16 protein-coding genes and 3 tRNA genes are annotated in these 18,369 nt (G+C 66.7%); 4 read left to right on the plus strand and 15 right to left on the minus strand.

Going from position 1 to position 18,369, the window contains the following annotated elements; genetic code table 11:
• Positions 1–102 precede the first annotated feature (102 nt).
• The 8 genes from D7316_RS10930 to D7316_RS10965 form a co-directional block, all read right to left on the minus strand.
• A complete protein-coding gene (locus tag D7316_RS10930) occupies positions 103–735 on the minus strand; it encodes an NUDIX hydrolase (protein ID WP_124708270.1) in 633 nt (210 codons plus the stop codon).
• Complete coding sequence (locus D7316_RS10935; protein ID WP_124711258.1) at positions 732–1,775, minus strand: hypothetical protein; 1,044 nt, start codon at positions 1,773–1,775, stop codon at positions 732–734. Before D7316_RS10935 ends, D7316_RS10930 begins: the two co-directional genes overlap by 4 nt.
• A gap of 70 nt (positions 1,776–1,845) precedes the next feature.
• Positions 1,846–2,319 (minus strand): hypothetical protein, encoded by a 474-nt coding sequence (locus D7316_RS10940; protein ID WP_124708271.1) that lies wholly within the window; start codon positions 2,317–2,319, stop codon positions 1,846–1,848.
• A 9-nt stretch (positions 2,320–2,328) separates the two neighbouring features.
• Positions 2,329–2,703 (minus strand): hypothetical protein, encoded by a 375-nt coding sequence (locus D7316_RS10945; protein ID WP_124708272.1) that lies wholly within the window; start codon positions 2,701–2,703, stop codon positions 2,329–2,331.
• A 4-nt stretch (positions 2,704–2,707) separates the two neighbouring features.
• Positions 2,708–3,268 (minus strand): DUF3558 family protein, encoded by a 561-nt coding sequence (locus tag D7316_RS10950; RefSeq protein WP_164473768.1) that lies wholly within the window; start codon positions 3,266–3,268, stop codon positions 2,708–2,710.
• Complete coding sequence (locus tag D7316_RS10955; RefSeq protein WP_124708274.1) at positions 3,265–4,524, minus strand: hypothetical protein; 1,260 nt, start codon at positions 4,522–4,524, stop codon at positions 3,265–3,267. Before D7316_RS10955 ends, D7316_RS10950 begins: the two co-directional genes overlap by 4 nt.
• Positions 4,525–4,663: 139 nt before the next feature.
• Positions 4,664–5,416, minus strand: a complete 753-nt coding sequence (locus D7316_RS10960; protein WP_124708275.1) for a 3-hydroxybutyrate dehydrogenase — start codon at positions 5,414–5,416, stop codon at positions 4,664–4,666.
• Positions 5,413–6,804, minus strand: a complete 1,392-nt coding sequence (locus tag D7316_RS10965; protein ID WP_124708276.1) for an MFS transporter — start codon at positions 6,802–6,804, stop codon at positions 5,413–5,415. Before D7316_RS10965 ends, D7316_RS10960 begins: the two co-directional genes overlap by 4 nt.
• Before the next feature lie 118 nt (positions 6,805–6,922).
• On the opposite strand from D7316_RS10965, the gene D7316_RS10970 reads away from it, so the two are divergent.
• On the plus strand, positions 6,923–7,834 hold the full coding sequence (locus tag D7316_RS10970) for a LysR family transcriptional regulator (RefSeq protein WP_232016866.1): 912 nt from the start codon (positions 6,923–6,925) through the stop codon (positions 7,832–7,834).
• Between the two features lie 35 nt (positions 7,835–7,869).
• On the opposite strand, the gene D7316_RS10975 is transcribed toward D7316_RS10970, so the two are convergent.
• Complete coding sequence (locus tag D7316_RS10975; RefSeq protein WP_124708278.1) at positions 7,870–9,381, minus strand: long-chain-fatty-acid--CoA ligase; 1,512 nt, start codon at positions 9,379–9,381, stop codon at positions 7,870–7,872.
• A 150-nt stretch (positions 9,382–9,531) separates the two neighbouring features.
• Positions 9,532–10,716, minus strand: a complete 1,185-nt coding sequence (locus D7316_RS10980; protein ID WP_232017171.1) for a PucR family transcriptional regulator — start codon at positions 10,714–10,716, stop codon at positions 9,532–9,534.
• Between the two features lie 195 nt (positions 10,717–10,911).
• Here D7316_RS10980 and D7316_RS10985 point away from each other — a divergent pair, with 195 nt between their 5' ends.
• Together D7316_RS10985 and D7316_RS10990 are read left to right on the plus strand one after the other, a co-directional pair.
• Complete coding sequence (locus tag D7316_RS10985) at positions 10,912–12,633, plus strand: aldehyde dehydrogenase family protein (protein ID WP_124708280.1); 1,722 nt, start codon at positions 10,912–10,914, stop codon at positions 12,631–12,633.
• Positions 12,634–12,658: 25 nt separating this feature from the next.
• Positions 12,659–14,257 carry a GMC family oxidoreductase gene (locus D7316_RS10990; RefSeq protein ID WP_124708281.1) on the plus strand — a complete coding sequence of 533 codons (1,599 nt, stop codon included), beginning with the start codon at positions 12,659–12,661 and terminating at the stop codon, positions 14,255–14,257.
• A 55-nt stretch (positions 14,258–14,312) separates the two neighbouring features.
• Here D7316_RS10990 and D7316_RS10995 read toward each other — a convergent pair whose 3' ends face one another.
• Both D7316_RS10995 and D7316_RS11000 read right to left on the minus strand, forming a co-directional pair.
• Positions 14,313–16,013 (minus strand): hypothetical protein, encoded by a 1,701-nt coding sequence (locus tag D7316_RS10995; protein ID WP_232016867.1) that lies wholly within the window; start codon positions 16,011–16,013, stop codon positions 14,313–14,315.
• A gap of 92 nt (positions 16,014–16,105) precedes the next feature.
• Positions 16,106–17,038 (minus strand): ketopantoate reductase family protein, encoded by a 933-nt coding sequence (locus D7316_RS11000; RefSeq protein WP_124708282.1) that lies wholly within the window; start codon positions 17,036–17,038, stop codon positions 16,106–16,108.
• 158 nt (positions 17,039–17,196) lie between these two features.
• On the opposite strand from D7316_RS11000, the gene D7316_RS11005 reads away from it, so the two are divergent.
• On the plus strand, positions 17,197–17,712 hold the full coding sequence (locus tag D7316_RS11005) for a winged helix-turn-helix transcriptional regulator (RefSeq protein ID WP_124708283.1): 516 nt from the start codon (positions 17,197–17,199) through the stop codon (positions 17,710–17,712).
• 324 nt (positions 17,713–18,036) lie between these two features.
• Here the strand turns inward: D7316_RS11005 and D7316_RS11010 are convergent.
• From D7316_RS11010 to D7316_RS11020, 3 genes are all read right to left on the minus strand, one after another.
• Positions 18,037–18,113: transfer RNA gene (locus D7316_RS11010), tRNA-Phe, on the minus strand.
• A 40-nt stretch (positions 18,114–18,153) separates the two neighbouring features.
• Positions 18,154–18,227 (minus strand) — tRNA-Asp (locus tag D7316_RS11015).
• A gap of 54 nt (positions 18,228–18,281) precedes the next feature.
• Positions 18,282–18,354 (minus strand) — tRNA-Glu (locus tag D7316_RS11020).
• Positions 18,355–18,369: the final 15 nt, after the last annotated feature.

Raw genomic sequence — 18,369 nt, forward strand, 5'->3', positions numbered from 1 at the left:
GTGTGCTTCGATTGGTCCTCGTGGGCCTGTGCGGCCCAACACCAGTGCAAACGGACCGTGGTCCGATTCCATTCCCGATCTCGGAAGTTTTTTTCGGAGTCCTCAGCGCCAGGCGAAAACCGGCTGCTCGTAGCCGTCGACGCGGGTGTGCCGATCGCGCAGGACCACCTCGGCGAACTGATAGATGACCGCAGCGGTCGGTGCATGGACCAGCGCGCCGACGATCGGCAACTGGATCACCGGCCGCTCGGACTCGGGGATCGTCAGGAATCGCGGTTGCACCATCAGCTCGTCGAAGGTGACGAAGAACAGCTGGGCCACCTCGTCGGGGTTGGGGTCCGGGGTGTGGGTCTCATCCGTCCAACACACGACGGGCGTGATGACGAAGCCCGACCGGGTCGCATAGTCATCGAGCATGCCCAGCACGCTGTCGGCGGGCAGCTCGATGCCGATCTCCTCGTGGAGCTCGCGCAGCGCGGCGGTCGGCTCGTCCTCACCTGGATCGAGCCGCCCTCCCGGAAGCGCGTACTGCGCGGCGTGCCGCCGCATCGTCGCCGGCCGCTTGGTCAGCCAGATGCCCTGGCTGCCATCGCGCTCCGCGATGGTGATGGCGACAGCAGCGGCCCGTGAGTCGGGGACGTCGGCCGCACGGCGTTCGAAGCCCGAGATGCGGGCGGACACGGCGGCGCGGTCGAGATGCGTGCGCTGGGACTGCGCGCGATCGTGATCAGTCACACCCTCAGTTGATCACGTCCGGCGCCCTGCGCCGCAACCCGCTCACCCAGGTGGTAGGTGATGACCGCGAGCGCGAAGAGCCCGATGGCCAGGTTGAACACGGCACCGAAGCCCTCCAGAGCGAAGTCGACGAGGGCGTTGGTCAACGCGGAGACCAGCGCCGCCAAGCGGAGCGAGCGCAACGGCCAGACACGCGTCGTCCGGTTACGCGCGATCATCGCGGGGAGAGCGAGGGCCAGTGTGAGGACACCGCTGATGAACACGATCCAGCTCGCATTGCTGTTGCGACTGAGCTCGAAGTAGAGCTCGACGTCACCCATGTCGCGATCGTTGAAGTAGGAGCCCAGAATCCCGACGAACAGTGTGAGCGCCGAGCTCACCACCAGCAGCCAGCCGACCACGGGCACCCATCGCGGACTGCGGAACATCCCGGGGATCAGCGTGGTCGCGCGGTCGCGCAGGCGCATCAGTCGGTCCGGGGTGTCCTCGCTCGCGTCGAGCAGCGAGTGGATGTGGCCAATGACCGCCGGATCGGCTCCCCGGTCGGCGGCGAGTTCGAGGAACTCGACGGCCTGCCGGCGCCGGCGGCTCGGCAGCCCGTGCGAGACGCCGTCGGCAGCGATGGTCGCCGCGTTGGCCATCGCCTCGGCCGCGGTCGGCTTCTTGACGTCGCGGACCACTCGACTGATGAGCAGGAGTACGACCACCAGGACGTACATGATCTCGGCCGACGGGCCGTAGAAGTAGTCGTTGTCCTTGGTGACGAACTTGCCGACCTCGTCGAGGAACAGCCCGAACCCGATGCCACCCATCACGATTGCTGTAACGCGTGTCGCCGGCCCGAGGAACAGCCAGCCGACGACGAGAGCGAGCATCATCAGCGCACCGCCCCACAGGGCGTGTGCGATGTGCAATGTCCCGCCCCCGACCTGCGGGTAGCCGGTCAGCTGGAGGTACAGGCGAGTGATCAGGATCGTGGCGATCGCGATGATCAGGAACCATTCCACCGCGGCCGTCCCGTAAATGCTGCGGATCACCACCGCATTGCTGCGCGAACGCCGCGATTCGGTCATGGTCGAAGTATGGCGAGGGAACCCGTCCCCACGCACCTCAATCGTCGCAATTCGCCCGCGGCCATCCGATTGTCTCGGCAGTCACGATTCGCGGCACCGCCGGAAGTGTCGCGCACACGAGCCAGATCGTCACTCGTTGCGGGTCGGTTTCATCGGGATCGCTCGACCCGGAGAACCGTCGTGCGGCATGGTCGGTCGCCGCATCGAGTCGACTCATCGCCGTGGTCAGGTCGTCCAGTGCGGCTCGCCCGCCGTCGGGTATCCGCGTCGGCGACCGTCCGATGCACCCGTGTGCCCGGGGTCGCCACCACAAGACGATCGACCGGAGCGACGCGCGCATGTCGTCGCGCGACGGCGCGGTCTCGCATTCCGGCGTAGCGCTCGATGCGGGTTCGAACATGCCGGTCCGGTCATCCGCATGGGCGGAGATCTCATTGCCGAGTCCTGCCACCGCCGCGATGGTCGCCGCGACGACGACCCCGACGATCAGCGGAGATCGCGCGTCCCTCATGCCCGACAACTACCGTTCAGCTCCCCCATAGCGCCGCAGTTGCGCGAGCATGTGCGCCCGAACGTCCTCGATGATCTCGTCCCGCCGCCCGTCCGGTAGCCACCCGCCGCGCAGCCCGTCGATCTCGGCGTCGACCGCCTCGGCGACCCGACGCGCGAACTCGGCGTTGCGGGCATCCACGTCGACGGCCCACCGCCGGAGATCGGCCAGCTCGTCGCCGGTCCGACCCGGATCTGGTTGCCGCTGCACCTCTTCCGGGGTTCGGGTTTCGATGACGACGTCAGGGAACTCGATGTTCTGCGCTCGCCGGGTGGCCGTCCCGAGGTCACCCATCGCAGATTCGAGAGCCCGGTATGCGTCCTCGAATCCCGCCGGATAGCTCATTTCCTCACCATCCCAAGGCCTTCAGGACCTTCTCGGTTTGTGGGACCGCCTTCTCACAGAGGTTGGACTCCATATCATCGGACGGATTCACGTCGACGCTGAGTACGTAGCCTTCTGGAACGCGGGGCGTCTGCACCATCGCCTTGCAGGTTCCGTTGTCACCGGGCAACAGCTGGTATCCCATTCCGTCACCGACCGGATACTTGCGCGCAGCCGTGGCCAGAAGCCCGTTGGCGTCGACGGGCATGAAAACGCCCATCTTCAACCAGCCATAGCCGTTTTCCACGGGCCACTTGCATTCCGGGAGCCCGCGGAAGCTCGTCGGCGTCGGCGCATCTGTCACCTCACCATCCGTCAACGGTGCGACATCATCCGGCGTGAGGGTCTCGCACAGCTGCTCAGGCGAAAAGCCCGTCGGGTTCGGATCAGTTGCCGGCGTCTCGACGACAGGTGGCACCGGACTCGGCCCCAACGTTTCGCTCGACGTATCCGACGTGGTGGTACATGCCGACAGCGTGAACAGCACAAGCAGGCCAGCGATGATCGTGGAACTCCGTGATGTCACGGTGCATCCTCCCAGAGAGTCGGACCCGTTCCCGGGTCGTACGCGGACGACGGTCGGCGGTCGAGACGATCCCATTGGGCAACGGTTCCGATGTCATTCCCCAATTGCTCTGCATCACGCGCCTTGTCGAGCCTGTCGGTGAAGGGCTTGAGCTGCTCCTTGACCTCGGCCTCCGCTTTGCCTTTCGCGAAACCTACCGGATCCTTGCAGAATTCGATGAAGTCCTTCAGTGCCGCCATACCTCTCTCGACCTCGTCGAGGAGGACCTTGGTCGCGTCGTACACCTCGAGAATGAGTCGCCGGACTTGCTCGATCGCGGCGGCTGTACCCACGTAGGGCACCCACTTGGATGCCAACTTGAGAACGTCGGTCACCCCGTCGACCTTGATGAGACGTCCCAGTCCTTCTTTCACCAGCCGGATGATCTCCTTCGCGGCCTTCTGGAGCTCGTCGGCCGCGAGCGTGAGCCCACGTTCCAGCAGCCGACCGATCGAGCCTTCCCAGTTCAGACCGCGCACCATGTCGGTGCTGTACGAGGAGTAGGCCGTGGCCGCTTTCCCATCCCAGTGCACGTCGACTTCCTTGTGCCCACTGATGAGATCGCCCGCGATGATGTCGAACGCGCCGCCGGCTTTGCCATATGTCTTGCCGATTCGTTTGAGCTCCATCCAGTTCCCTGCGACCGGATCGAGCGCCTGTTCGATCGGACTCCAGCCGGTCAGCTTCCGGATCGCCGAGTCGGCGTCACCCAACCATCCCGCGGCTTCCTGGATCAGTGCGTTCCAGTCGACACCCTCAACAGGCGGGGCGGCCGCGTCGACCTCACGGGGGCTGGTGAAAGTCCTCGACCCGGGTACATCGTCGACCTCCTCCCACCGCACGACGGGGTCGGGAGCGAGCCCGAACTCAACGTCGCCGGGCGGTATGAACGGATTGGTGTTGAACGACTTCGTCTGCGTGTGCCTGATGCCCAGTCCGGACTCGTGATCGGTGCTGGTGTAGTCCCACGCGGCCTGTTTCAGGTTGGCTCCGGTCTGCGAAAGCACCGGCGGCATCTTGTCGAGCCGTGACGCGGTGGCCTCGTGAAGGGAATCGACCGGCCCCTTCAGAGTCGACATCAACCCCTTGAACTCACCCGTCGACTGCGCGTGGCCGTCGACGAGATTGACCGCCTTCCACGCATTTCCGTTCAACGCGATCAGATAGTTGCCCAGCCCGCTGATCCATTCGGGATCGGCCTTCAGCGATTCGCCCATTAGTCCCCCACGTCGCCCCGGAGCGCTGCTCCCCTGTCAACTCCCTCACGGAGTTGGACGCACCCGAGGCCTCGACGGTTCCATCCGATCCCGACAACACCAGAACTGGGGACAGGGTGATGTGAGGGCGCTCACATCGTCAGCGCGCGCTCCACCCGCCGTCCATCGGATACGAGGTCCCGGTGACCATGGCCGCGTCGTCGGAGGCCAACCATGCGACCAGTGAACCGACCTCCTCGGGACGAACCAGTCGCTTGATCGCACTTTCGGTGAGCATGACCTTCTCGACGACCTCGTCCTCGTCCATGTCGTGTACTCGCGCCTGGTCGGCGATCTGCTTGGCCACCAACTCCGTCGCCACGTAGCCGGGGTTGACACAGTTGCTCGTGACACCGCGTGAAGCACCCTCCAGTGCAGTCGTTTTCGACAGTCCTTCCAACGCGTGCTTCGCGGCGACATAAGAGGACTTGTATGGCGAGGCACGCAGACCGTGCACCGACGACACGTTCACGATGCGCCCGAATCCTCGTGCGTACATGTGCGGCAGCGAAGCTCGGATCAACAGGAACGGCGCCTCCACCATCAGTCGCTGCATGCGCCGGAACGTGTCCGGGGGCATCTCCTCGATCGGTGCCACCGACTGGATTCCGGCGTTGTTCACCAGAATGTCGACGTCGAGCGTGAGTGAGTCCAATTCGCTTGTGTCGCAGAGATCGATGTGCCACGCCTCGCCACCGAGGTCGGTGGCCACCTGCTTCGCCCCGACCTCATCGATGTCGGCGACGACCACCAGGGCGCCACGGTCGGCGAGGACGCGGGCGCAGGCCGCACCGATCCCGGAGGCGGCGCCGGTGACCAGCGCACGGCGGCCGCGCAACGCGTTGTCCTTCATGCCGGCACCTCGGCCTTCCGCGGCGCGACGTCGAGGTTCGCGGCGGCGTCGGCAGCGTCGATCGACTCGAGCGAAATTCCACGCGTCTCGCGGGCCGCAATGACGGCCACGAGAGTGACACAACAGGCGGCGGCGAGGTAGATGGCGATCGGCAGCGACGAATCGAACCGGTTGAGCAACGACGCCGCGATGATCGGCGCCAGTGAGCCCGCGACGATCGAGGTGACCTGGTAGCCCAGGGACACACCGGAATAGCGCATCCGGGTCGGGAACATCTCGGCCATGATCGCCGGCTGCGGCGCGTACATGAAGGCGTGGAACACGAGTCCGATGATGATCGCGAACAGGATGACGCCGTAGTGCCCGGTGTTCATCAGCGGGAAGGCGAAGAAACCCCACGTGGCCGTGGTGACCGCACCGATGAAGTACACCGGCCGCCGTCCGATGCGGTCCGCGAGTCGCCCGACCAACGGGATCGCGGCGAAGTGGACGGCGTGCGCGGCGAGCATCCACCACAGGATGTCGGCGGTGTCGGCCTTCACGACGACCTTCAGATAGGTGATCGAGAAGGTGACGACCAGGTAGTACATGATGTTCTCGGCAAACCGGAGGCCCATCGCGGTGAACACGCCCCGCGGGTAACGCTTGAGCACCTCGACGGCACTGAACGAGGATGTCTTGACCTGCTCGGCCTCCTGCTGGGCCGCGACGAAGATCGGCGCGTCGGTGACCTTGGTCCGCACGTAGTAGCCGACGAGCACGATCACCGCCGACAGCCAGAAGGCGACGCGCCAGCCCCAACTCAGGAACGCGGCGTCGGACAAGGTGGTGGTGAGAACCAGCAAGACGATGGTCGCGACCAGGTTGCCGACCGGCACACCCGCCTGCGGCCACGACGACCAGAACGCCCGCGACTTGTTGGGGCTGTGCTCGGCCACCAGCAGGACTGCGCCGCCCCACTCGCCGCCGACGGCGAATCCCTGGAGAAAGCGCAGTGCGACCAGCAGCGCCGGTGCGAGATAGCCGATCTGCCCGAACGTGGGCAGGCAGCCCATCAGGAACGTCGAGATGCCGACGAGGATCAGGCTGAACTGCAGGAGCTTCTTGCGTCCGTACTTGTCGCCGAAGTGACCGAAAACCAGTCCGCCCAGGGGTCGCGCGACGAAACCGACCGCGTAGGTGACGAACGCCGCGATGATCGCGTCGAGTTCGTCGCCACCGGCCGGGAAGAACACCTTGCTGAAGACGAGCGTTGCGGCGGTGCCGTAGAGGAAGAACTCGTACCACTCGACCACCGTGCCCGCCATCGACGCGGTGACGATGCGACGGAGGGCGGACCTGTCGTCGGCGGCCTTCTGCGGCGGGGGCGAACCCACGGATTGGGACATGATCTCTCCTCTGATTTACCGAACGATGTGATGCCGGTCACGCTTCGTTCGAGTATCGATAGCCAGGAGTGCGCATGCAATGGCCGAAAGGGCGACGCGCGTCTGCAAAAATGCAGATATGTTCCCTGACAGGCTCCAATCCGACGATCTGCTCGTCCTGCTCGCCGTCGGCCGGACGGGTCGATTCACCGCAGCCGCCGACATCCTGGGGCTCAACCACACGACGATCGCGCGCCGGATCGACGGCCTGGAAAAGGCCCTGGGCGGTCGGGCGCTCTCCCGGGGAGCCGCGGGCTGGGAGCTCACCGACCTCGGACGGCAGGCCTTCGTCGCGGGCGAGGAGGTCGAAGGCGCCCTGCGGCGCCTCACCACCGACGTCGAGGGGTCGCCGACGCTCAGCGGCGTGGTGCGGATGTCGGCGACCGACGGCTTTTCCGCCTACCTCGCAGCACCGGCGGCCGTGTCTGTGCGGAGACGGCACCCCGGGGTCAGTGTCGAGATCGTGACGGCCACCCGCCTCGCGTCGCAGAACCGCACGGGCCTCGACATCGAGATCGTCGTCGGCGAACCCCACGTCCACCGCGCCGAGGCGATCCGTCTCGCCGACTACCGGCTGGGGCTCTACGCCTCGCGGACCTATCTCACCGAGAACGCGACACCCGCGACCGCCGACGAGCTCACCGCGCACCCATTGATCTACTTCGTCGACGCGATGCTGCAGGTCGACGACCTCGACCTCGCGCGGACCCTCGTTCCACAGATGGCCGAATCGGTCACCTCCACCAATGTGTTCGTCCATGTGGAGGCCACCCGGTCGCATGCGGGTATCGGGTTGCTGCCCTGCTACATGGCCGACCGCCACCAGGACCTCGTCCGCGTCTTGCCCTCAGTGGGAGCACAATTGACCTATTGGCTGGTCACGCGCACGGAATCGGTGCGCCGCCCGGAGGTCGCCGCGGTTGTGGATGCGATTCGCGCGCTGGTGGATACGCGGCGTACCGAACTCCTGGGCCGGCCCGGCCCGGGGTGACCGGGAATCTTCTCGCGATCTCTACGGGTCGACGATCACCGAACGCTCTCGACCGCGGGCACGGTGATCTCTCGGCGCAGGATCTTGCCGGTCGCCCCCTTGGGCAGTTCGGGGAGGAACCAGATGTGGCGCGGGTACTTGTAGGCGGCGACGCGCTCCTTGACGAAGTCGACGAGCTCGCTCGGATCGGTGGCAGCGCCCGGCTTCAGTGCCACGGCGGCACCGACCTCCTCGCCGAGGGTTTCGTGCGCGATACCGACGACGGCGACCTCGGCGACCGCGGGGTGCTCGTAGAGCACCTCCTCGATCTCCCGCGGATAAACGTTGTAGCCGCCGCGGATGATCAGGTCCTTCTTGCGGTCGACGATGAAGTAGTAGCCGTCGGCGTCCACGGTCCCGATGTCGCCCGAGGAGAACCAACCATCGTCGTCGATCGCCGCGGCCGTCGCCTCCGGCAGGTTCCAGTAGCCGGTCATGATGTTCGGGCCGGCGATCTGGATCTCACCGGGTTCACCGGTGGCGACCTCATTGCCGTCGCCGTCGACGACCCGCATCCGAACGCCCTCGATCGGGGTGCCGATCGAGCCGGCCTTCCGCTCACGGTCGGGATGGTTGAACGAGGCGACCGGCGACGTCTCCGACAACCCGTAGCCCTCGAGGATCATGCAATTGAAGGTCTTCTCGAAGTCGTTGAGCACCTGGACGGGCAACGACGCACCGCCCGACGCACATGTCCGCAGGCTCGCCGTCGCCGAGGGACCGAACTCTCGCGCGACACTCAGCATCGCCGCATACATCGTCGGTACACCCAGGAACACGGTCACCTGGTCCCGCTCGATCACCTGCACGGCCGTGCGCGGATCGAAACGAGGGATGAGGGTCAGGGTCGCCCCGACCAGCACCGAGGTGTTCATCCCGCAGGTCAGCCCGAACACGTGGAACAGCGGCAGGCACCCCATGACGACGTCGCCGAACTCGATCTTCATGAGAGTCCGGGAGGCCACCTCACAGTTGTGTGCAAGGCCACCGTGGGTCAGTTCCGCACCCTTGGGCCGGCCGGTGGTGCCCGACGTGTGCAGAATCACCGCGGTGTCGGCGGCACCGCGCTCCACCGGACTCGGCTGCGCGGGCAGATCGGCGATCATCTCGGCCAGCCCGGCATCGTCGACCAGCCACAACCGGCCGCCCGCGACGTCGACGGCCGCGCGCGCCTCGTCGGCGAACAGCGGCGTCGCGAAGAGCGCCGACGCACCGGTGTTGGTCAGGTAGAACTCGATCTCCCGAGCCTTCAGCAACGGGTTCATCGGCACCGCGATCGCACCGCGACGGAGAATCCCGTAGAACGCCAGCGCAAAGGCCGGTGTGTTGCCCAGCATGATGCCGACCCGGTCGCCCGGTCCGATGCCCTCACGTTCCAGCAGTGTCGCGATTCGCGCTGCGGCGGAATCGAACTCGGCGAACGTGAGCTCCGCCTCGCCGCACCGCAGCGCGACGGTGTCGCCGTGATCGCGCGCCGTGGCAACGAGATTCAGAGAAAGGTTGGTCATCGCTCTACTCCTGGGCCGTGATGTCGTGATTGTCTCGTATTGTGCTGCACGCCCGGTCGGGCGTCGATGGTCGGGGGGACATGCAGGTGGTCCTCGTGTTTGTTCACCCGCACATTCGGCGGGCGCCTGGACCGGCTCCGCGCCGGGTGGTCACGATCGTGGATCACCGAGCAGACGGACCGCACGCAACGCGAGATACAACTCGGTGGCATCGACCGGCTTGTCCACGGATCGACCGGTGAGGTCGCGGATCTTGCGCAACCGGTACAGCACGGTGTTGCGATGGAAGTGCAGGCGTCCTGCGGTCGCGGCGGTGGACCCGTCACACTCGAACCACGCCTCGAGCGTCGCGAGCATCTCCTCGCGTTCGTCGTCGGGCAGGCACAGCAGCGGCCCCAGAGTGCGGGCTGCGACCTCACGCGCGGTATCCGGGCTGCGGACGAGAAGCAGTGCGAGCGTGAGGCTTTCGTACCGGCTCAGACTTGCGTCACCGGGCGGGGCGGAGCGTCGGGCGAGGCGCGCCTCATCCACGGCACGCGCGATCCCGATCGGCATCGAGAACGGTGCGCTCACACCCACGCGGTGCTCGAACACGGTGCCGAGTTCCGTCAGCGCGACCTCGACGTCGGAATCGCTTCGGCCACAGATCAATCCGAGATAGCCGTCCGGTTGCGCGTCCCAGACCGACGTGATGCCTCTGCTCTGCAGTCGACCGGCGGTGTCGCTCGCCGTGGCGGGGCGCGACTCCACACCTTCCGCACCCACCACGACGAAACTCGCCCGTTCCGGCAGACCCAACGCACGCATGGCGTCGATGATGGCCGTCGGGTTGTCCGAATGATCGTCGAACACGGTCCGCACGAGAAGCGCTCGCGCCTCGGCATCGGCATGGGTGAGCAGGATCTCCGCCTCGCGATAACCCTCCACCGCGGCATCGGAGTAGGTGTCGATCGCGGCCCAGAGCTCGCCCGGGACGTCGAGCAGCTCCACCGGCGAGACACCACGGGCACCGTGCAGCATCTGCTCCCAGATCAGCTGACCGCCGAGCCGATAGGCGCGCAGCAGTGCCGGCAACGGGATCGCCTGTTCGGCCTTGAGCCGACCGGTCGCGCGGGCGACGTCGATGCGCACCCGGCCACGGCCGGCGAGCACGGTGAGGATCGAACTCAGATTCTCGGTGCACGCAGCCGAGAGCTGCTCCAGTGTGAGCAGCTGGGACTCGAGGTAGCTCTCCTCCGCCTTCTGCAGTCGTTCGACGAGGATCTCGGTGAGCGCCGGGAGGTCGTCGAGCAGGTCGGCGGCGAGTGCAGCTGCGGTCGAGCTGCTGGTTGACATGGCCACGGCGGACATCGTAGCGCGTCGTGGTGAGCTGCACCACTTCGGCATTGTGCCCGTGCACAAGACCACACGCAGGACGACGTGGCCGTCGCCCATGGCGCAATCCATGCTCCACCGCGAAGAATCCTGGTATCGGGAACATCCCCACAACCACGAGCAGTAGCCACGAGACGACAGGAGTGATCTACGCACATGAGCGTCGACACGGAACAGGGCATCGACCATCAGGCGTCGGCCGAGGCCGCACTCACCGATCTATCCGCAGGTGAGAAGGCCTGGTCGGCCTTGTCGCTGCTCGACCGCGCCGAGCTTCTCGACCGCGTCCGTGCATTGACCGGCGCGAACGCCGCCGACTGGGTCGCGGCCGCGGCGAAGATCAAACGGCTCGGGCCGCATTCGGCCCTCCTCGGCGAGGAATGGATGTCCGGCCCCTACGCGTTCGCCACCGGGCTCGGTGCCGCTGCACAAACGCTTCGTGCACTGGCCGCCGGTCGCAGCCCCGTCGCCGACGCCGCATTCGGCACCGCCGCGGGCCGGACCACCGTCCGGGTCCTGCCGTCGTCGCCGTACGACTCGCTGCTGCTCGGCGGGTTCTCCGCCGACGTGTGGTTGCAGCCCGGGGCGGATGCCACGCAGGCCAAGGCGGCCGCAGGCCTCGCACAGCTCGATCCCACCGTCACCGGCGGCATTGGCGTCGTACTCGGCGCGGGCAACATCTCCTCGATCGCCCCGCTGGACGTGATCTACGAACTGCTCGCCCACAACCGCGTCGTCGCCCTCAAACTCAATCCGCTGACCGATCCCCTGCTGCCGGTTCTCGAACGGATCCTCGAACCGCTGATCTCACTCGGCGCGATCCGAATCCTCACCGGCGGCGCGGACATCGGCGAGTACCTCGTCTCGCACGACGCGGTCGCACACGTACACATGACCGGCAGCGCGAACACCCACGACGCGATCGTCTGGGGAACCGGCGAGGAGGCCGAGCGGCGCCGGGCGTCCGGCGAGCCGCGCCTCACCAAACCGATCACCAGCGAACTGGGCGGTGTGTCTCCGGCCATCGTGGTGCCCGGGCGCTGGAGCACCGCGGACCTGCGCTATCAGGCCGAGCACATCGCGACCCAGCGACTGCACAACGGCGGCTACAACTGTGTGGCCGCCCAAGTGGTCATCGTCTCCGCCGACTGGGACCAGAAGCAGGAGTTCCTCGACGCCCTGCGCGACGCGTTCGCCTCGGCGCCGGCACGCGTCTGCTACTACCCGGGCAGCGACGCCCGCGTCGGCAGCGCCCGATCGGCGTATCCGACGTCGGAGCCACTCGGCACGGCGGGTGAGCGACTGCTGGTCACCGGACTGTCCCTCGACGATGACGAGGACATCCTGCACACCGAGTACTTCGGGCCGGTCCTCGGCGTCCTGGAGCTTCCGGGGACCGGTGCCGAGTTCCTCACCACCGCAACCGATGCCGCGAACAACCATTTCCTCGGAACCCTCGGGATCAACGTGATCGCGCACCCGGCATCCATCGCCGGACTCGGCGCGGCCTTCGAGTCGATGATCGCCGACCTCCGTTACGGGACCATCGCCGTGAACGCGTGGACCGGGGTGGGGTTCCTCACCGCCGCGGCAACATGGGGCGCGTTCCCCGGACACACGATCGACGACGTCCAGTCGGGAACCGGCGTGGTACACAACGCGTTCCTGCTCGCGGACACCGAGCGCACAGTGGTTCGCGGGCCCTTCCGGCCCGCACCGCGGTCGATCCTGCATCGCGAGTGGTCGATCTCCCCGAAGCCACCGTGGTTCGTCACCAATCGGACGGCCGCCACCACCGGGCGCCTCCTCGCCGATTTCGCCAGTGCGCCGTCCCCCCGGAAACTGCCCGCCATCTTCGCCTCCGCGCTCCGCGGCTGAGTCCGCATACCAACGAAAGGCCATCATGCCCAGCACAGCACCACGCACCGTCGACTACGTCGTCGTCGGGACCGGGTCCGCCGGCGCAGTCGTCGCGAACCGCCTCAGTGCCGACTCCCACAACGAGGTATTGGTCCTCGAGGCCGGGACAAAGGACTCCGACAAGTTCATCCACATTCCCGCGGCCTTCTCGAAACTGTTCGGCAGCGCCTCGGACTGGGACTACTCCACCGAACCCCAGCAGGCGCTGGGCGATCGGCGTGTCTTCTACCCGCGCGGCAAGACCCTCGGCGGTTCATCGTCGATGAACGCCATGATGTGGGTACGCGGCTTTGCCGCCGACTACGACGACTGGGCAGAGCGCGCCGGCGATGACTGGTCGTTCGACCGTCTCGTCGACTACTTCCGGCGCATCGAGAACGTTGCCGGCGCCACCGAGAGCGACGAAGGCACCACCGGACCGCTGCGGGTGTCGCATCAGCGCTCCCCCCGCTCGTTGACCCGCGCCTTCCTCGACGCGGCCGCCGAGTGCGGGTACCCCGTCGAGCGAGCCAATCTGCCTGAGCCGAAAGGCTTTTCGCAGACGATGGTCACCCAGCACAAGGGCGCCCGGTTCAGCAGCGCCGACGCATACCTGCGCCCGGCCCTCAAGCGAAAGAACCTGAGCCTCATCACCGAGGCGCTCGCCACCAAGGTGCTCTTCGAGGGCACCCGCGCGGTCGGCGTCGAGTACACCCACGGCGGCCGGACGCAGACCGTACACGCGCGGCGTGAGGTTGTCCTGTGTGGCGGTGCCATCAACACCCCGCAGCTGCTCATGCTCTCCGGGGTCGGAGACAGCGGCGAGCTCGCGGGCCACGGCATCCGCACCGTTGCGGACAATCGCGGGGTCGGCCACAACCTGCTCGATCACCTGCTGGCGCCGATCGGCTGGGATGTCGATGCGGGCACGCTGCGTGACGCCGAGAGCCCGCGCCAGCTCGCCGATTACCTGCTGAGGCGGCGGGGCATGCTCACCTCGAATGTCGGCGAGGCCTACGGATTCATCCGCAGCCGCGACGACCTACGCCTGCCCGACCTCGAGCTGATCTTCGCCCCGGCCGCGTTCTACAACGAGGGTCTCGGCGAGGCGCACCCCCATCACGCCGTGGCGATGGGCCCGATCCTGGTCCAGCCGGAGAGCACCGGCACCGTGTCGCTGCGCTCGGCGGACCCGGGCGCCAAGCCGCTGATCGACCCGCAGTACCTCAGCGACCCCAACGGTGTCGACCGCGCGGCCATGATGCAGGGGCTGCGGGCGACCGTCGAGATCGCACAGGCACCGTCACTGCGTGGGCGCCTGGGTGTGGTCTCCCAGCCGCGAACCGACTCGCGCGTCCCCGACGAGGAGATCCTCACCGAGGTGCTGAACCGCCACTCGCACACGCTGTATCACCCGGTCGGCACCTGCCGGATGGGCACCGACGCCGACAGCGTCGTCACGCCCACTCTCGCCGTGCGCGGCGTCTCGGGCCTGCGTGTCGCCGACGCCTCGGTCATGCCCACCATCGTGCGCGGCCACACCCACGCACCGTCGGTGGTCATCGGCGAGAAGGCCGCCGACCTGATCCTCGCGTCACGCTGACCCGATCCCTGCCCACCCATCGACCCCGCAGCCGCGGTCGATGGGTTGGGGATGTTCAGCGGGTGGCGAAGGCCGCCAGCCGCGTCGACACCTGCTCGGGCCGGCCGTCGTTCTGCCGTTGAGCCGCGGTCAGCACGTCGATGTGGTTGTAGCCGTGCAGCTTCACCGGGACGTCCGTCGGATTGTCCGACGATCCGAGGTCGAGGCCTCCGCCGCCCTGGAGGGTCAGCACCGGATTCCGTCTGACGCCGTCGCGGTAGAGATAGTGCGCCGCGATCGCCGGCGCCGTCTCCTGGACGAGGTCGGTGTTGATCGCCGTCGGGAAGTACCACTCGGTGAAGTCCAGCGGCGGCTCACACAGGCTCCGCGCCAGCTGCGAGATCGAGGTCACCTCCTCCGACGGATCGGTGTAGGCGTTCGGGGTGACCTCGTCGTAGTCGGCCCACGAGTAGACGACCTTCGGGTTGCCGTACACCGCGGGTGCGGCCTTGCGGTCCGGCCCGAACACGCCGCCCAGCGCGGGCGCGGCAGCGACGACGTCGTTGGGGACCGGAAACGACTTGTCCTGCACCGGACCCCGCTTGATGAAGCCGACGCTCGCCTGCAGGAATCCGAGTGGCTGCGAGTTGTCGTCGAGCAACGCACCCACGACCGCCTCGTTCGTCGCGTACAGATCTCTGATACTCGGCGACCCGGTGGCCGCCATCACGGGATCCTTCGACAGGAGTACCCGCAGCGTCGCATCGATGTTGGCGTTTCGGGGCAGCCGCGAGACCAGGTCGTTGACGCCGTCGGGGCGCAGGCGTGCGGCCAGCCCGGCGATGGCGAGCAGGTTCGTCGTCTCCGGATTGATGACCGCGGGCAGGCGCAGGACCGGATAGACGTCGGTCAGGGCGCCCGAGGCGGCGGCCAGCGACGCGGCGAGCGCCGGGGGGATCTCCGGTGATGCCACCCCGCGGATCGGATTCGGGCCGCCGGCCTTGATGACCGTGTCCAGCGCGAAATAGCCTGAGCACTGGTTGAATCCGGCGTCGTCGGTCGTCGCGCGATTGCCGTCGAAGTCCCAGTTCGCGAAGTAACCGGTGATGAACCCGCCGAGCGAATGGCCGCCGCACAACACCTTCCGTTTGCGCGTCGCCTGGTCGGGGAATTCGTGACGGAGGACGTCGTACTCGTCGCGGAGGGTCTGTTCCAGCCCGACATCGCCCAGCCACGCGGTCGCCGCCCCATCCGCGTAGCCGGCGAATCTGCGACCGTTCACGGAGGCGCCGTGGAAGTAGTAGTCGGACGCGATGTCGAGGTTCTGGGCGTCGAGCGCCGCCCGGGTTCCCGTGTGGTCCTCGAGGCAGTTGGATCGGCGATCGAGCGCCCAGAACTCGATGTGCTGACCCCGGGCCGCCGCAGCGGCGACGGTGTTGCGGGCGACGGACTCGAATGCGCCGGCACCTTCGAAGATGCCCGGTTGGGCGACGAGAACGCGGTCGGCGTCGGCCGATCGCATCGGTCCGTCGACCGAACGGTAACGGAGATAGGACAGTCTGTCACACGCGGCGGGGTGAGCCTTTGCGGATGCGGGCAACGGCGCACGGATACTGACCACCGACGCCACCACATCGGTCACCGGAGACGACGACGCGACCGGATTCTCGATACGGCTCACCGCCGGCTGACCGGCCGCCACCGAGCCCGCGATCGACTGGACCACGATCACACTTGAGACGCCGATCGCCAGCGCCCACCGCACAGGTAGTCTCATCCGCCCCATCCCCCACCGAACGTCGACCCGGATGCGGCGGAGCGTAGCGCGATCTCGACGTGTTCGTGGGGGATTTGAGCGCGGGTACTGCCTCACCTCTGCGGACGACTGCTCACACGGCGGTTGCTCACACGGCGGTTGCTCACTGCGATCGCAACCACGGCGGCGTCGAGCAACGGAGTGCGAATCGAGTGCAGTCGTGCATATCCTGCCATTTCGCGGAGAACTTCCACCTCGGCCCGTCGACCCGCGACCAGGTCTCGATACATCGACGGAGCCCAGTCCCAGGACCGATCGCGCAATCGCGCACGGAGCGCTGTGGCGTCTGATGGCAGCCCGCTCGTCGCGGCGACAACCTCTTCGGTTTCGTCCACCACCTGGTCGGCAAGACCTGCACCGTTGTCGTCGGCTGCGATGTCGGCGATGGTGCCTCGTGCCAGACAGGTCAGCACCGCGGTGGAAGAGATGAAGAGAAACTTCCGCCAGACGGCCGTCAGCGCATCGTCGACAACAGTGACGTCGATGCCCTCGACATCGAGTTCAGCGACAAGGGAACCGATCCCGACCGACCCGTCCAACGCGCCGATGGTGAACCGAACTCCGGGCTGGGTGACGTCGACAACTCCGTCGGCCGCCACGGATGTCGCCATCTCGACGGCCGCTCCCACCACGCGATGATCACCAAAGGCCGTTCGCAACGCGGTCACGTGCGCCACGCCGTTGCCCACGGGCACGATCATGGTGTCGGCACCGACGGCCGGCGTGAAGTCAGCGATGGCAGTCTCGATGGTGTCGCTGCGCACGGCGACGATCACCACGTCGAACACGTCGCGGAGGTCGTCGCGAGTCACGCTCCGCACCGGCACGTTTCGAGTTGTGCCGCGATCACGGATCTGCAGTCCGTGGACTGCAAGCCGCTGCTGTGTGCGCTCGCGCACCAGAACAGTGACGTTGCGCCCACCCGCAGTGAGACGATCGGCGAGGTAGCCGCCGGTCGCACCCGCGCCCACGATCAAGATGCTCATCAGCCTGTGCGCCCGAACAGCGGGGCGTCAACGACGTCCGCGTGCGCTGCTGTTGCTCTTGCGTTCACTGCACCTCACCACCCAATCTTGGTTCGTTCACCGAACCTCCTTTCAGAGTATGGTTCGGTGACCGAACCCGCAAGTGGCATAATCCGGTCATGGCCCTGCCCCGCGAGTATCCAACTGAGAACTGCCCGATAGCGCGATCGCTGGAGATCATCGGAGAACGTTGGACACTGCTCATCGTTCGCGATGCCTTCTACGGCGTCCGGCGCTTCAGCGACTTCCAGAAACACCTGCGCATCCCGAAAGCCGTGCTTTCACAGCGTCTTTCCCGCCTCACCGAAGGCGGCGTGCTGGAGGCGGTCCCCTCCAGCGTCGGCGGCCACGATGAATACGCCCTCACTGACAGAGGCCTGGACCTGTGGCCGGTGATCGGCGCCCTGTCCGAATGGGGCGGAAATCACTACCAGACGACGCCCCAGCGACGCACGTTCTCGCACGCCGAGTGCGGCGGTCGACTTCATGCCGGAGTGTGCTCGCGTTGTGGCCAGGCACCACGGGTCGCCGACGTGGTGACGAACCCCCCTCGAGAACTGCTCGTCGAGCGCACCGATGACGTCAGCGCCGCGCTACGCCGGCCACATCGCATGCTGGGACCCGTCACGATCTGACACACGGGAAACCCGCAGGCGCCGCCGAGTGGTGGGGCAACTACCTGAACGGCAGGAAGAATCGACGGCCTGTCGTTGCGGACGATCGAGGACGTCGCACACGGCGACACGCTTCAACCTTCAAGAAGTAGCCGGCTGATGGAGATGACGAAACCGCACTTGCAGAAGCTCAGGCAGGAAACCTTCTGATCCCCTCGGCTCTGACCGTGATCTTCCGTCCGACGGCGGATGCTTCCGGAGGTTTTGCTTCGGGAACGCAAAAAATCCGGTCCTCGTTGGAGGACCGGATTGGAGTCAGGAAACTCTCTGACCTGGTCAAACGCTTGGTGGCCAGAGTCGGGATCGAACCGACGACCTTCCGCTTTTCAGGCGGACGCTCGTACCAACTGAGCTACCTGGCCGGACGGCACTCGAACCGAATGCCAATCGCAAACAAATTTGCGACCCTGACGGGACTCGAACCCGCGACCTCCGCCGTGACAGGGCGGCGCGCTAACCAACTGCGCCACAGGGCCTTGTTCTGTTGTGTTGCTCTTCCGTCCCCTCGTCACCTCGGGGCCGGGCAAGCGTACCCCCTACGGGATTCGAACCCGCGCTACCGCCTTGAAAGGGCGGCGTCCTAGGCCGCTAGACGAAGGGGGCCGGTTCTCCGTTGGG

It is taken from the genome of Gordonia insulae (assembly GCF_003855095.1).
Taxonomy (GTDB): domain Bacteria; phylum Actinomycetota; class Actinomycetes; order Mycobacteriales; family Mycobacteriaceae; genus Gordonia; species Gordonia insulae.

What these genes read in the sequence shown, in the direction of transcription:
- D7316_RS10940 (WP_124708271.1), bottom strand. Translation starts at nt 2,319, where the DNA reads ATGAGGGACGCGCGATCTCCGCTGATCGTCGGGGTCGTCGTCGCGGCG.
- D7316_RS10945 (WP_124708272.1), bottom strand. Translation starts at nt 2,703, where the DNA reads ATGAGCTATCCGGCGGGATTCGAGGACGCATACCGGGCTCTCGAATCT.
- D7316_RS10955 (WP_124708274.1), bottom strand. Translation starts at nt 4,524, where the DNA reads ATGGGCGAATCGCTGAAGGCCGATCCCGAATGGATCAGCGGGCTGGGC.
- D7316_RS10960 (WP_124708275.1), bottom strand. Translation starts at nt 5,416, where the DNA reads ATGAAGGACAACGCGTTGCGCGGCCGCCGTGCGCTGGTCACCGGCGCC.
- D7316_RS10965 (WP_124708276.1), bottom strand. Translation starts at nt 6,804, where the DNA reads ATGTCCCAATCCGTGGGTTCGCCCCCGCCGCAGAAGGCCGCCGACGAC.
- D7316_RS10970 (WP_232016866.1), top strand. Translation starts at nt 6,923, where the DNA reads ATGTTCCCTGACAGGCTCCAATCCGACGATCTGCTCGTCCTGCTCGCC.
- D7316_RS10975 (WP_124708278.1), bottom strand. Translation starts at nt 9,381, where the DNA reads ATGACCAACCTTTCTCTGAATCTCGTTGCCACGGCGCGCGATCACGGC.
- D7316_RS10980 (WP_232017171.1), bottom strand. Translation starts at nt 10,716, where the DNA reads ATGTCAACCAGCAGCTCGACCGCAGCTGCACTCGCCGCCGACCTGCTC.
- D7316_RS10985 (WP_124708280.1), top strand. Translation starts at nt 10,912, where the DNA reads ATGAGCGTCGACACGGAACAGGGCATCGACCATCAGGCGTCGGCCGAG.
- D7316_RS10990 (WP_124708281.1), top strand. Translation starts at nt 12,659, where the DNA reads ATGCCCAGCACAGCACCACGCACCGTCGACTACGTCGTCGTCGGGACC.
- D7316_RS10995 (WP_232016867.1), bottom strand. Translation starts at nt 16,013, where the DNA reads ATGAGACTACCTGTGCGGTGGGCGCTGGCGATCGGCGTCTCAAGTGTG.
- D7316_RS11000 (WP_124708282.1), bottom strand. Translation starts at nt 17,038, where the DNA reads ATGAGCATCTTGATCGTGGGCGCGGGTGCGACCGGCGGCTACCTCGCC.
- D7316_RS11005 (WP_124708283.1), top strand. Translation starts at nt 17,197, where the DNA reads ATGGCCCTGCCCCGCGAGTATCCAACTGAGAACTGCCCGATAGCGCGA.